Annotated in this window: 12 protein-coding genes and 1 riboswitch; of the genes, 11 read left to right on the plus strand and 1 reads right to left on the minus strand. The window is 30.1% G+C overall.

Features of this window, described 5'->3' with window-relative positions; all coding sequences use genetic code 11:
* Positions 1–4: 4 nt before the first annotated feature.
* From BUB51_RS00505 to ppsA, 8 genes are all read left to right on the plus strand, one after another.
* On the plus strand, positions 5–1,210 hold the full coding sequence (locus tag BUB51_RS00505) for a WD40/YVTN/BNR-like repeat-containing protein (RefSeq protein ID WP_073194519.1): 1,206 nt from the start codon (positions 5–7) through the stop codon (positions 1,208–1,210).
* Between the two features lie 155 nt (positions 1,211–1,365).
* On the plus strand, positions 1,366–1,944 hold the full coding sequence (locus BUB51_RS00510; protein ID WP_073194521.1) for a hypothetical protein: 579 nt from the start codon (positions 1,366–1,368) through the stop codon (positions 1,942–1,944).
* 521 nt (positions 1,945–2,465) lie between these two features.
* Positions 2,466–3,326, plus strand: a complete 861-nt coding sequence (locus tag BUB51_RS00515) for a GNAT family N-acetyltransferase (protein WP_073194524.1) — start codon at positions 2,466–2,468, stop codon at positions 3,324–3,326.
* A 23-nt stretch (positions 3,327–3,349) separates the two neighbouring features.
* Entirely contained in the window at positions 3,350–4,738 is a 1,389-nt protein-coding gene (locus BUB51_RS00520; RefSeq protein WP_073194527.1) for a TldD/PmbA family protein, read from the plus strand.
* Between the two features lie 2 nt (positions 4,739–4,740).
* Positions 4,741–6,093 (plus strand): TldD/PmbA family protein, encoded by a 1,353-nt coding sequence (locus tag BUB51_RS00525; protein WP_073194530.1) that lies wholly within the window; start codon positions 4,741–4,743, stop codon positions 6,091–6,093.
* Between the two features lie 22 nt (positions 6,094–6,115).
* Positions 6,116–6,478 (plus strand): hypothetical protein, encoded by a 363-nt coding sequence (locus BUB51_RS00530; protein ID WP_073194532.1) that lies wholly within the window; start codon positions 6,116–6,118, stop codon positions 6,476–6,478.
* Between the two features lie 226 nt (positions 6,479–6,704).
* The gene (locus BUB51_RS00535; RefSeq protein ID WP_073194535.1) at positions 6,705–7,538 is read left to right on the plus strand and encodes a carbon-nitrogen hydrolase family protein; all 834 of its coding nucleotides are present in this window, start codon (positions 6,705–6,707) and stop codon (positions 7,536–7,538) included.
* 168 nt (positions 7,539–7,706) lie between these two features.
* Positions 7,707–10,055 carry a phosphoenolpyruvate synthase gene (gene ppsA, locus BUB51_RS00540; RefSeq protein ID WP_073194538.1) on the plus strand — a complete coding sequence of 783 codons (2,349 nt, stop codon included), beginning with the start codon at positions 7,707–7,709 and terminating at the stop codon, positions 10,053–10,055.
* Between the two features lie 56 nt (positions 10,056–10,111).
* On the opposite strand, the gene BUB51_RS00545 is transcribed toward ppsA, so the two are convergent.
* Positions 10,112–11,383, minus strand: coding sequence for a M14 family metallopeptidase (locus BUB51_RS00545; RefSeq protein ID WP_073194540.1), 1,272 nt, complete (start codon positions 11,381–11,383; stop codon positions 10,112–10,114).
* A 184-nt stretch (positions 11,384–11,567) separates the two neighbouring features.
* A riboswitch (cobalamin riboswitch) is annotated at positions 11,568–11,749 on the plus strand.
* 86 nt (positions 11,750–11,835) lie between these two features.
* Here BUB51_RS00545 and cbiB point away from each other — a divergent pair.
* Genes cbiB through BUB51_RS00560 form a run of 3 tightly spaced genes read left to right on the plus strand, consistent with a single transcriptional unit; the run spans position 11,836 to position 15,128 of the window.
* Complete coding sequence (cbiB, locus tag BUB51_RS00550) at positions 11,836–12,792, plus strand: adenosylcobinamide-phosphate synthase CbiB (protein ID WP_073194543.1); 957 nt, start codon at positions 11,836–11,838, stop codon at positions 12,790–12,792.
* 29 nt (positions 12,793–12,821) lie between these two features.
* Positions 12,822–13,862, plus strand: a complete 1,041-nt coding sequence (gene cobD, locus BUB51_RS00555) for a threonine-phosphate decarboxylase CobD (protein ID WP_073194546.1) — start codon at positions 12,822–12,824, stop codon at positions 13,860–13,862.
* A 24-nt stretch (positions 13,863–13,886) separates the two neighbouring features.
* Complete coding sequence (locus tag BUB51_RS00560; protein WP_083599450.1) at positions 13,887–15,128, plus strand: helical backbone metal receptor; 1,242 nt, start codon at positions 13,887–13,889, stop codon at positions 15,126–15,128.
* The last annotated feature ends 2 nt before the right edge of the window (positions 15,129–15,130 follow it).

Raw genomic sequence — 15,130 nt, forward strand, 5'->3', positions numbered from 1 at the left:
AAAAATGGCTCGTTGGAAGCTAGTTTTGATAGTAGTGTTGGTTGGATTAACATTGTTTGTGTTTCTTAATTTTGATATAAGATATAAATATAAACAAAACTTGCCTATTGAAACAAAAATATCAGAAACTAAAAAAAGTGATGATAAAACTTACACAGAAAAGGAAGTAAAACAATCTCTGGCAATCAGGTGTATTATAATGATTGATGAGAGATTAGGATTTGTTGTTGAAGATGATAATATTTTACGAACAATTGATGGGGGTAAGACATGGAGTGAAGCAATTGTGTCTAACTTTTCAATTGGGAATTTACCAGATGGTATTGTATATGATTTTATTAATTGTAATATGGGATGGGTCGTAATAGGCAGTACAGATGAATCTAATGCAATGATCCTTAAGACTGTCGATGGAGGTCAAACTTGGAATGTTAAAGAACTTAGTGGTATAAGGAATGTTGCTGCACTAGATTTTATAGACCAAGATAATGGATGGCTTATGGCAAATACTGATGGTGCTTTAGGAAGTGAAGTTGTAGAAATTTTTCATACTAAAGATGGTGGAGAGAACTGGATAAAAATAATGACGAATGAACCAGATAAAGAAACGCATGGTGCATTGCCATTTGCTGGGCATAAATACGGAATAAGTTTTAGAGATATACAGACTGGCTGGACAGTAGTAGATTGTGGTGGATTAGATGAAAAAATGTTTTATGTCACAAGAGATGGTGGCTACACATGGCATGCAGAAAAACTTCTAATTCCTAAGGGAATAGAATTGCTTAATGTTGGTTTACATATATCACTACCAAAATTTTTCTCAAACAGAGAAGGGATGTTTTGGGGAGTATCTTTTGAAGATACAAAAGGCAAGAGTAAGATAGTTTTTTTTCAAACGGAGGATGGAGGAGTCAGTTGGAAGCCATCTATGCCTATAACTATTTCTGGTAAATTTGCGATAGATTTTGTTAATTTAAAAGAGGGATGGATTATTAGTGATGGGTATATTTATAAAACAAAAGATGGAGCACAACATTGGGAGCAAATTTCAACAGATATAAATCTTAATGGGAATATAAAGTTTACGTTAGTCAATAGTAATGATGGTTGGATTATTAGAAAAGATATTTCAAAATCGGGAACTTGGCACTTATACAAAACTAATGATGGTGGATATACATGGTCAGAAATTGAAATTAAAAAGTAGTTTTTTATTCAGATAAAGAGATAGAACGCTTTACTGAAAATATGAAAAATATATATGATACTAAATGATATCTTCTTTCACCTTTATTCTATATTTGCATAAAATATATTAGAAATGACTAGACATGCTAAAAAGAATAGAGGTGAAAATAAGATATGTATAATAGACTACTTAATAGTGATAGTCAAAATCCTAAAAATTTATTTGGTTCATTTGGAATGATAATTCCTTTGTTTCTTTTATTTAAATCTGAAAATTCGAATATTAATCTAGGAAACATTAATGTTGAAGATAGAATTGAAATGATGAAGAATATTAAACCTTATTTTTATGAAAAAGATCAAAAAATTTTAAGTAAAGTACAAGATGTATTGGAGATAATTTATAAAATTAATAGACTTACAGACGGCGATTATTCTGAAGAAGTTATAAATACACTATCGGATATGGATAGAATACAGAGAAAGGAAAAAATATTGAAAGAGATATCAAAATATGTAAAAGAGAGAGACAAAAAAATAATTAATATGGTTGTAGATTCAAAAGAGAGAATATATGAAACAAAAGCTAATATATCAGGATATAAAAGTAAAGCTACTCAAGCTAATGCAAATAGAGCTGAATCTATGGTAGATTTTATAAAATGTTTTAAGCCTGTTTTAGATGAGAAAACTAATAAGCAAATTAGAAAAATAGAAAAAATAATAGAAATAATTAAGTCCGATAATATATAATTAGCTAATTTTTGTAACCAAAAACTCCCTTCTAGAATACTATGTATTAGGTGAAACTTATAACATATTTGGGGAGGGAGTTTGAGTGGCTGAAATATTGTCCTATAATGATCAAAGTTTACTATTTTTCTTTTTATTATTAGTTTTATTCTTTAATAAGTGTGATTGGTGCGGAGACGGAGACGATAGCTTGTTGTTTTTTTTCTTATTATTAGTAATACTATTTGGCTGCTATTGCTAGAACAATACCTACTTTAAGCAGAGGTATTAAAACCCTGTTCAGATTGTTGACAAACTTATATTTATAGAAATGAAAGCGAATGCTTGAAAGAATTTAGTTTTTTCTAAATTTGTTCGCATGAGCGTCACTTTCATAAAATATTCTACTTTATCAACAATATCAGCAGAGGTATTAAAACCTCTGCTAAAATTTTGATTTGTAAAAGTTAGTTGTTGACAATAGCTGGATTCATTGATAGATTTTTATTAACAGATAATATTTTGATGGGGGAGTATTGATTATGATTAATATTAGAAGAGCAACAGAACATGACAAAGAATCGATATTAAGTATTTCAAAGACTATATGGGATGGGGATGATTATATTCCGTTAATTGTAGACGAATGGATAGCTGATAGAAAAGGAGAATTTACAGTAGTAGAAGTCGATGGAGAGATAAAAGGTTTTGCTAAATTTACAGTATTGGGACCTGAAGAATATTGGCTTGAAGGAATAAGGGTAAGTAGTAAATCTAGAGGGCTTGGGATAGGGAAGGAAATAACTAAGTATTATATTGATAAGGCTAAGAAAAAAGGATATAAATCTTTAGCTTTATCTACTTATATAGAAAATTATGAAAGCATAAAAATTGTTGAAAAGTTTGGTTTTAAGAGGACTGCTGCATTTAAATCTTTTTATAAATCTGGTAAGGTTAATTTAAACATATCAAACATAAAACGTTTTGATAGGGTAACTAGAGTTGAAGAAGTCAAACATATTTTAAATAGTAGTGAAATAAAGGCTAGTAATGGGTATTTATCATTTGATTGGACATTTATGAGAATAACAGAGGAGTTAGTTGAAGAATTGATAAATGAAGGTTCAGTATATGTATTAAAAGAAGATCAAAATATTAAATCTACAATTATATTGAGTAATAAAAAGGCAAAGGGTAAAGGCCTTTCAATATCATATTTAAGTGGAGAAGGATATTATTTAGATGGCATCAATTTTGCATTTTCAAAATATTTAGAAGGTGGATATGATTGGCTTTTGTTTATGTGTCCAGATATACAAGATATAAAAGAAGCCGCTTATAAAGCTGGTTTTGAAACTTATGGAGATTATCAGACAGATGTATTTGTATATGAATATATTTAATTATAGGACAAGGGGGAATTAAAATGTTAAGCAAATCAGTAATAGAAGATGTTTTACTCGAAGCTCTGTCTACAGGTGGAGATTTTGCAGAAATATTTGTTGAAGATAAAATTAATAATAGCCTCTTAATGATAGGTGGAAAGATTGAAAAAGCAGTATCAGGCAGAGATTTTGGAATAGGAATAAGGATATTTAATAAAACAAATAGTGTATATGCATATACGAACAATTCATCAAGAGAAAACCTTTTGAAAGTAGCAAGAGAGGCAGCTTTGGCTTTAAATGGAGTAAAAGGCGATATTACTCTAAATTTAATGAAAAGTGAGATAAAAAGCATACATAACATAGTATTATTGCCAAGAAATATAGAAAAATCTAAAAAAATTGATTTGATGAAAAGAGCATATTTTGCAGCAAAAAATTATGATGAGGTTATAACACAAGTTACTGTCAGATATTCAGATGAAGAACAAAATGTTTTAATTGCTAATACTGAAGGGCTTTATGTGGAGGATAAAAGAGTAAGAACGAGAACGGCTATTCAAACTATAGCTTCAAGAAATGGAGAGATGCAGTCGGGATTTTATGCTCCTGGTGCTCATATGGGATTTGAATTTTATGATAAGATAAATATTGAAGATTATGCAAAAGAAGCGGCAAGAATCGCTAAAACTATGATATATGCAGACTATTGTCCAAGTGGCAAGATGCCAATAATTATTGATAATGGATTTGGTGGAGTAATATTCCATGAGGCTTGTGGACATGGACTTGAAGCTACTTCTGTGGCAAAAGGGACTTCAGTGTTTGCAGGTAAGATAGGAGAAAAAATAGCATCAGAACTCGTTACTGCAATAGATGATGGGACAATACCGAATGCATGGGGCTCACAAAATGTAGATGATGAAGGAACTCCTACTCAGAAAAATATACTTATTGAAAATGGTATATTAAAAGGTTATATGGTTGATAAGTTAAATGGTAGAAGGATGGGAGTAAAATCAACAGGTTCTGGTAGAAGACAATCTTACAAATATGCTCCAACTTCAAGAATGACAAATACTTATATTGCTAATGGTAAGTCTACGAAGGAAGAAATAATAGCCAATACAGAATATGGTTTATATGCAAAATATATGGGTGGGGGTTCAGTAGATACTTCAACTGGTGATTTTAATTTTGCTGTTATGGAAGGTTATTTGATTAAAAACGGAAAAATAGAAAAACCTGTTAGAGGGGCTACATTAATCGGCAACGGTTTGGAAGTTCTGAAAAAAATAGATATGGTAGGAAACAATTTAGAATTTGGACAAGGTATGTGTGGTTCAGTAAGCGGAAGTATTCCAGCTAATGTTGGACAACCTACAATTAGAGTTCAATCTATGACAGTAGGTGGGAGAAAGGAGGAATAAAAGTGGATAAAAGAGTTTTAATAAATCGAATATTTGAAGAAGGCAGAAAAAAAGGGTTAAAAGATATGGAGGTTTTTATACAGGAAAGCAATGATTTTAAATTAAGAGTATTTAAAGGCGAAGTAGACGAATTAAATATATCGAAAGAAGAAGGACTTTCATTTAGATGTATTTATGATGGTAAAATGGGATATTCTTATACAGAAAAATTAGATGAAACGTCGATAGATATGTTAATTAATGAGGCTGTGGAAAATGCAAGTGCAGTAGATAGTGAGGATGTTGAAGAAATATTTGCGGGTTCAAAAAGTTATACAGAGGTTGATAGTTTTAATACTAAATTAGAAAATTTAAATGTTAAAGATGGAATAGAATTTGCGAAGTCATTGGAAAAAGAGGCTTTAGAGCTTGATAAGAGGGTTATATCTGTACCCCATTGTATTTTTAATAAACAGTCTATGCATACAATTCTTGTCAATACAAAGGGACTCAATTTAGAGGATAAGTCTAACATTGCTTATTCATATGTTAATGTAATGGTAAAAGAAAATGATGATGTTAAGACTAGCAGTAAATATATAATCTCAAATGATTTTTCTAAATTCGATTATAAAGTTTTGGCTAAACAGGTTGTAGATGAAGCTGTTTCAATGTTAGGAGCTGAAAGTGTTAAATCTGATGCTTATCCTGTAATATTGAGAAATGATGTTGCAGCGGATATTTTAGGGGCTTTTTCACCTATTTTTTCAGCTGAAAATGTTCAAAAAAATTTGTCTTTATTAAAGGGAAAATTAAATAAAAAAATAGCAAGTGAAATTATAACAATAGTAGATAATCCATTTATGAAAGGAGGAATTGCTTCTTGTAGTTTTGATAATGAAGGAGTGGCTACAAAATATAAGAAGGTTGTAGATAGAGGTGTACTTACAACATATTTGCATAATATAAAGACTGCTAAAAAAGATGGAGTACAGTCGACGGGAAATGGTTTCAAACCTTCATTTAAATCACCAGTTTCTATATCGCCAACTAATATGTATATTGAAAATGGAGATAAAAGTCTTGATGAAATGATAAGAAGTGTTAAAAGGGGTATACTTATAATTGATGTAAAGGGATTACATTCAGGTTTAAATACTGTTTCCGGAGATTTTTCACTTGCAGCGTCAGGTTATGAAATAATAGATGGAAGAATAAATAGGCCTGTAAATCAGATAACGATAGCTGGTAATTTTTATGACTTATTAAATAATGTATTGGAAATAGGTAATGACTTGAAATTTGCATTGCCTATGAATGGTTTTATTGGTTCGCCGTCTTTAAAGATAAAAGAGCTTTCTGTTGCCGGGATGTAAGTTAAAGAAGGAGGACAGCACAATGGATAAGAAAAAAAAGATTATTAGGCAATATTATTTTACACTCGTTGCAGTATTAATAGCTTATTTTCTGGTGTTTTTGGCTCTTAAATATTTTAATGTTTTCAATATAGGTGAAAATAAATTATTATTTATATTTATAACTTTTGTATATTATATTATTGTCAAAAATGCTTTATCCAATTATTTTAAGAAAAAAATATTTGAAATTGATCCTGAATTGAAGCAAAAAGAAAACGATAGAGTTAAACAGGTAAAACAAGTATTTTTCAATTCTGAAACTAAATGGTATAAGAACGTTAATTTAATATATATATTAGGTATGATAGTCATAATATTATTATTCACAATATTTAATAAGTAAAATTGATACATTAAATAATAAAATCCAACCTCATTGGTTGGATCAGGCTGTTGACAAACTTATGTTTTTTGTATTTATGAAAATGAAAGCGAATGCTTGAAAGAATTTAGTTTTTTCTAAATTCGTCCGCATGAGCGTCATTTTCATAAAATATTTTACTTTGTCAACAAGCTCATCCAACCTTATTGGTTGGATTTTATTATAAAAATGATTGGGAGTGAGTGGATTGAAAAAATTTAAATTAGGTTTGTGTCAGTTGTTAGTTAGTGAAAATAAGAAAGAGAATATAAAAAATGCAGAAAAAATGATAAATAGCGCAGCAGATATGGGGGCCGAACTTGTTGTACTGCCTGAAATGTTCAATTGTCCTTATAATAATAGTTATTTTCCTAAATATGCAGAAAGCTATCCAGACGGAGAAACTATTAAAATGTTATCAAAAATTTCTAAAGAAAGAGGCATTTACTTAATAGGAGGTTCTATACCAGAAAAAGATGATAAAGGTAATATATATAATACAAGCTTTGTTTTTGATAAAAAAGGTAATATAATCGGTAAACATAGAAAGATACATCTGTTTGATATAGATGTTGAGGGGAAAATTAGCTTTAAAGAATCAGATGTATTGAGTAGAGGGGACAGTTTAACTATTGTAGATACAGAATATTGTAAGATAGGTGTGGCAATTTGTTATGATATCAGATTTCCTGAATTGTTTAGATTGATGGTTTTAAAAGGTGTAAAAGTTATAATTGTGCCAGCTGCATTTAATATGACAACTGGCCCTGCTCATTGGGAATTGTTGTTTAGAGCAAGGGCGTTAGATAATCAAGTTTATATGGCGTCTGCAGCACCGGCTAGAGATGAAAATGCATCATATATATCATATGGGAATTCTATTATAACCAATCCTTGGGGAAGTATAGTAGGAAAACTAGATGAAAAAGAAGGAATTTTAATTAAGGAAATAGATTTAAATAGAATAGATGAAATTAGAGAACAATTACCTATATTGAAACATTTAAGGAAGGATTTATATCAGATAAGTTTACAAAAATAATAAATAATATTATTTTTTAAACACACTTGTAATTGCCATTTACAGGTGTGTTTTTTGTTTAAAACATTTAAATTATACATACTATATTAAATAAATTTCAAAAAGTATAACACATTTAATGAAATATGATATAATATATATAGAATTATTATAAAGGAGGAACTTTTAATGGGGGTATACAAGTATATAAAATGGTTTAAAGAAGTAGATAAGAAGGATTTATCTATAGTTGGTGGCAAGGGGGCAAATCTTGGAGAATTAACCAGAAATGGAATTAATGTTCCGCCGGGTTTTTGTATTACTTCAGATGCATACAGTTATTTTATTGAATATTATAATCTAAAACCTAAAATAGAAGATTTAATAAGAAATTTAGACATAGAAGATTCTTCTGAATTATATAAAAGGAGTTCTAAAATAAGAGGATATATTGAAAATTATGACATACCTGAAAGCATTAAAATAGAAATAGTAGATGCATATAATGAGATTATTGATAAGCTTAATATAAAAGATTTGTATGTTGCTATTAGGAGTTCTGCTACTGCTGAAGATTTGCCTGAAGCCTCATTTGCAGGCCAACAAGACACTTATTTAGAAATAAAGTCAATAGAAGAAGTATTAAAACATATTAAAAAATGTTGGGCTTCGCTTTGGACTGCACGTGCGATTTATTATAGAGAAAAGCAGGGATTTAATCATTTTGAGGTTTCATTAAGTGTGATTGTTCAAAAAATGGTTAACAGTATAAAATCTGGAGTTTTATTTACAGCAAATCCTGTAACTAATGATATTAATGAAATAATGATAAATGCAAGCTGGGGGCTTGGTGAGGCAGTAGTTTCTGGATTGGTTACACCAGATGAATATATTATCGATAAAAAGACATTACAGATTAAAGATAAAAATATTGCAGAGAAAAATGTTATGATAGTTAGAAGAGATAATGGGGTTGGTACAATAGAAATTGCTGTTAAAGACATTTTAGGCTATGATAAAGTTATTTCGCAATGTTTAAGTGACGATGAGATAAAAATGTTAAGTAAGCAGGGAATTTTGATTGAAAAGTTATACAATTCACCACAAGATATAGAATGGGCAATCGATAACGATACTAAAAAATTGTATATTTTACAGGCTAGGCCAATTACAACATTAAAGGAGAGCAAAGATATGGATGACGCTAATATTAACTTAAATGTTTTAGTTAGAGGGTTATCTGCATCGCCAGGCATAAGTAGTGGAAAAGTTGTAAATATAGACGATATTAATGAAATTCCAAGAGTTAAAGAAGGAGATATATTAGTAACTGTAATGACTAATCCAGATATGGTACCGGCAATGAGGAAAGCTGCGGCTGTTGTTACAGATGAAGGTGGAAGAACTTGTCATGCTGCAATCGTATCAAGAGAATTGGGAATACCATGCATTGTTGGAGCAAAAAAGGCGACAGAAATATTGAAAGAGGGTATGGTAGTTACTGTAGATGCTACAAGAGGAGTTGTTTATGAAGGCAAAGTACTCGATGCAGATGATAAGAGTAAAAATAAAAAAACAGAGGGAATTAGTTTAAGTGAAGAAATATTATATAAGTTAGCGCCTATTACAGGTACTAAAATATATATGAATTTAGGTGAACCGTCAATTATAAGTAAATATAAAAATTTACCTTTCGATGGAATAGGACTTATGAGAACAGAATTTATTTTTACAAATTTAGTAGGTGCTCATCCTATGTATTTATTGAAAAAAGGGATGGAAAGTCATTTTATTGAGAAAATGGCAGAAGGAATAACTCTAGTAGCTCAAGAAGTATATCCAAAACCTATAGTAGTAAGATTAAGTGATTTTAGGACTAATGAATTTCGTGGGTTAAAAGGTGGAGAAGAGGTAGAACCAATTGAAAATAATCCTATGATTGGTTGGAGAGGTGTTTCAAGATATATATCTTCCGAATATGAGAAAGGGTTTAGACTAGAATGTAAGGCATTAAGAAAAGTTAGAGAAGAATATGGATTAATAAATGTATGGGCTATGCTTCCTTTTGTAAGAACTACATGGGAATTGGAAAAAGTAATGGGAATAATGGCATCAGAAGGCTTGGAAAGAACAAACAATTTTAAAATTTGGATAATGGCAGAAGTTCCTTCTGTAATATTTGAAGCTGAAGAATTTGCTAAACTAGTCGATGGATTTAGTATAGGAAGTAATGATTTAACACAACTTATACTAGGTGCAGATAGAGATTCAGGAATTTTGAACAGTATGGGATATTTTGATGAAAGAAATCCAGCAGTTAAGAAAGCAATAAAGATTTTAATAGAGGCGGCACATAAATATGGTAAGACTGTGTCTATATGTGGGCAAGCTCCTTCATTATATCCTGAATTTACTGAATTTCTAGTAAATGAAGGGATAGATAGTATAAGTGTCAATCCGGATGTAGTTGATTATACAAGAAGGTTAGTTGCGCACGTTGAACAGAAAATTATTTTAAATAAAATTAGAAAGCTGTAAAATTGAACAAAGTAGGCTTATCGTTTATGATAAGCCTACAACTTTCTATTCTTTGATCAAACAATTGCCGCTAATAGCAGTAGTTCTTCATTATCGGCGTATATTTTATCAAATTGAGATATCGGGAGCGGATTTTTTCCTCTACCGACTTCTATTGTATAACCTGGCCTACGATATTCTTTTATAAACCAATCTTTATATCCTGCATAGCTGGCAATGCCGTAAGCTTCAGCCAATGAATAGCCGCTTACTTCAGATAATTTTTTGCCTATTTTCAATGCTTCGGCTGGAGCTAGATTTTTATAATTCCAATAAATTATTTCACCTTGACTGTGATATGCTAAAACGAGTCTAAAGTTATGTTTTCTAGTAAAATTTGCAACTGATTTAGATTCTGGTTCTGATTCTGGATAAGGGCCAGAGTATCTTGTAGGGCCGGGGCCATATACTCCGTATAGAGGTTCGGCTTTTTTAGATTCTTCCCATGAAGCATCATAATTATGATTTAAGTCTACACCGTGTATATTAGCTTGCCATGTTTTAGAAAAGTCAGTACTGCCTTTATTCCATTTTATTAAATCATCGTAATATGGATTATTATTATCTAGTCCGTTCAATACTAAGTCTATTCCGTCTGGGTTTACCATAGGAACTATATAAATGCTACTTTTTTCAAATATTTTTCTAATGCTGTAACCTTTAATATATTTATTTTCGCTATAAGCTTTACAAAAATTTTCGATAAATTTCATTAATAGTGGAGAGGTTATCCATTCTAATGAATGATGAGCAGCATTATAAAATACTTCGTTACTGCCTCTACCTAGTTTTAAATAATAAAGTTTTCTGCCAAGTACGCTTATACCGATACTACCCGATTGTAAGAAAGGATATCTAGCTAAAAGTCCTTTTATATCATCAGATAAAATATCATAAGTGTAATTTATATTAGTATCAACGACATCGATACTATAAGGGACTATTATTTTTTCACCGATAGTTAAATTATAAGGTACTAGATGAGGGTTAGCCGTAATGATTTTATTAATAGTCGTATCGTATTTTTCGGCAATGTCAAATAGTGTGTCTCCTTTTTGTATGATATAGTAATCATAGCCTAATATTAATCTTTTGATTTGGTAATAAGTAGCTTTATCGATTGCTCCTGTTATTGGAAGGTTTCTATGTTTTTGTAATTTCTTTATTGCTAATTTAGTATTAGAATCGAAAATACCATTTATAGGGCCGGTATAATATCCGATTTTCTTTAAAACTGCTTGTATTTTCATTATTTCTGTTCCAGTTGTTCCAAATTCTATAATCTTCATAACAACACCTCTTTTTAAATTGAAATTTTTTAAAAAGATATATACGAGTACTCTCGTTATTAATTTATTGCTAGAAAATATATTTAGTTACAAAGATTTTTTAGATATTATTGGAGAAGTCGCAATTTAAAGAAAATTTAATTGACAAAAAAATCTAATTTAAATATAATGTAATTGATTAAAACAATCCCATAGATTTCAAGGTGTTCCTTTACGGAACTTAAAAGGGAAAGAGGTGAAAATCCTCTGCAGCCCCCGCTACTGTGAGTAGAGATGAAATCTTCCGTAAACCACTGGGCAACTGGGAAGGGGAAGAGAGTAAGATGAACTACGAGCCAGGAGACCTGCCTTGAAAGCTGTAGGCTTATACTTCGGAGGGAAGTATGCGGTTTTTGTATACACATAGTTACCTCTATGTGTTTTTTTATTAAGTAAATTATGGAGTTGAAATAATGGGAATATACATTTTAATAATAGCAGTTGTTTTAGACTATATTATCGGCGATCCAAATAATTGGCCGCATCCTATAAGATATATAGGTAGATTAATAACAAGATATGAGAAAGTTATTAGAAAAAGTAAAGTGTTATCTGGGGAAAAAGGCGGATTTGTTCTAACTTTTGCAACTTTAGCTACAGTATTGATTATAATTCATTATTTAATAAGATTTACATATATCGTACATTTTGAGTTAGGCTTTATATTTTCAGTTTATTTAATATATACTTCTATAGCGGCTAGGTGCCTAGATAGGGAAACTATGAAAGTCTACTATGCATTAAAAGAAGATAATATTACCAAGGCAAGACAATTACTTTCTTATTTAGTTGGGAGAGAGACTAGTCAGCTTCAGAAGAAGGAAATAATTAGAGCAACGGTTGAAACGATTGCTGAAAACACGATAGATGGGGTAATTGCACCATTAATGTTTATAGGAGTTGGATTAGTATTAGGAATACCAGTAGAGATGGCGTATTTTTATAAAACTGTTAATACGTTAGATTCAATGGTTGGATATATTCAAGAGCCGTATAGAGAAATAGGTTATGCTTCTGCAAAGTTAGATGATTTAGTAAATTATATACCTGCCAGAATAGGTAGTCTGCTTATGCTTATTGCTGGATTTTTACTCGGATATGATTTAAGAAATGGATATATGATTTTAAAACGAGATAAAAGGAATCATAAGAGTCCTAATAGTGGATATTCTGAAGCTGCGGTTGCAGGTTTATTAAATGTGCAGCTAGGTGGAACAAATATTTATTTTGGGCAGAAAGTGTACAAGCCTACTATAGGGGATAAAAATAGAGAATTAAGTATCATTAATATAAAAGATGCAATAAAAATTATGTATGCATCAGAGATTTTGTTAATAGTAATTATTATTTTGATTTTCGTTTTGCTGTAATTAAGTATATTGAATGAAAGGAGTATTGTATGAATAAACATGGCGGATACTATGGAGAAAATAAGGAAAAAGTTTTAGATTTTAGTGTAAATATAAATCCCCTAGGTGTAACTGAAAGAGTAAAAGAAAAGCTTATCGAGAGTATAAACATAATAAATAGATATCCGGAAATAGATGGGGAAAGCGCAAAAAAGGTATTAGCAGATAGATTAAGTATTGAACATTCTGAAGTTATAATCGGTAATGGGGCGACAGAATTGATTTATTTGTTTGCGAGAGCTTTTAGCCCGAAAAAAGTAGTGATTATACAGCCGACTTTTAATGAGTATTTTAGAGCATTTAGATTGACAGGAAGCAGAATTTGTAATTATGAATTAACATATTCTAATGATTTTAAATTAGAAGTAAACGATTTATTAGATTATCTTAAAGATATAAATCCTAATGTATTAGTAATCTGTAATCCTAATAATCCAACTGGTTATTTTATTAGACAAAAAGAATTATTGCCTGTTGTTAATTATATTAGAGAAATAGGTTCATATTTGCTGCTTGATGAATCTTTTATTGATTTTACTGATGAGAAATCATATGTAAATCTCATCAAAGAATTTCCTATATTTATTCTTAGATCGATGACTAAATTTTATTCTGTACCAGGTTTAAGGCTTGGATATGGTGTGGCCAACAGTGAAATTATTAAGAAATTAAATGAACATAAGGAGCCTTGGACAATAAACAGTTTTGCTTTATCGATAGTTTCGACAATTTTAGATGATGAAGCATTTTATAGAGAGTCTAAAAAGTGGCTTCAAGATGAAAAAAATTATTTATATAAAGAATTGAAAGAAATTAGAGATATCGATTTTTTTAATAGTCAAACGAATTTTATTTTATGCAAGGTTAAAAAAGGCAATGCATACGAAGTGAGAGAAAAGTTGATGCAGTACAATATCTATATTAGAGTGTGTGATGATTTTATTGGGCTTGATAATACTTATTTTAGAATTGCTATTAAAAGTCATAAAGATAATATTAAATTAATTAATGCTATAAAAAAAGTTTTATAAAATATAAAGTCAAGGAGGGTTATCATGAAGAAATTTTCAAAAATTACAATTTTATCACTTATTCTAGTATTAATATTTTCAAATTTGGTATTAGCTACAAATGTAGCAGTTGATGGATTAGACAAAAACCTTAATATTGAAATTAATAATGCTAGATCTTATGTTGCATCAAAGAGTTTACAAGAATTTGGATTAACCACAACTGAAAATGGGAATACAGTAATTGTCAAGAATGATGAGGTAGTGTTTGAATTTACTTTAGGAAGTAATCGAGTTAAGGTTAATGGTTTAGACTTAACATTAGATGCTAAACCATATAAAAATGATAAAGATATATACTTACCATTAAGATTTATACTTGAAACTTTAAATTACAAAATAGGTTGGGATGCTGAAGCACAGAAAATTAAAGTCGAAAAACTTCAGGATATAACATTTCCTATTACAATTGTAGATGGCGATAATACTTATGTTGTTGAAAAAGAGGCTAAAACTATAGTATCTATGGCTCCGGGAGTAACAGAAAAATTGTTTGCATTAGGTGTTGGAGACAGAATAAAGGGTAGAACTCAATATTGTAATTATCCTGAAGAGGTTAAAAATATTCCAAGCATTGGTACCTTATATGAGCCAAATCTAGAAACAATATTAGATATAAATCCTGATTTAGTTATTTGCGAAACACATTTCAAAGATGAAGTTATAGCAAAACTTAATGAAGCAGGTATAAAAGTTATAGCTAAATCGACAGCTAAAGATATAGAAGGCGTATATGATTATATGCTTAAATTAGGTGCTATAGTTAATAAAAACTACGAGGCGAGGGCATTAGTATCAAGTTTAAGGGCTAAAGTTGACAGAGTTAAATATGTATTAAAAGATTTAAAAGAAAGCGATAAGCCAAAGGTATATTATGTAGTGGGAACAGGACAATGGGGAGAATATACAGCGGGTAAAGATACTTTTATATCAGAACTTATTTCATTAGCAGGTGGTAAGAATGTTGCTGATGATATAACAGGCTGGAAATATAGTCTTGAAAAACTTATAGATCATAATCCGGATATTATTATAGGTAGTCAATTTAATATCGATACAATGGTTAATGGTGAAAATTATCAGGCATTATCAGCTATTAAAAATAAAAAATATAAGATAGTAAATGAAGATATATTTGTTAGAGCAGCTCCAAGAGCTATTGATGAGGGACTTAAAATATTAGTAGAGACTTTCCATAAATATAAGGTAAAAGAGTTAGGTTTTTAGTT

Origin of the sequence: Caloranaerobacter azorensis DSM 13643, from assembly GCF_900129995.1 — a bacterium.
Classification (GTDB): domain Bacteria; phylum Bacillota; class Clostridia; order Tissierellales; family Thermohalobacteraceae; genus Caloranaerobacter; species Caloranaerobacter azorensis.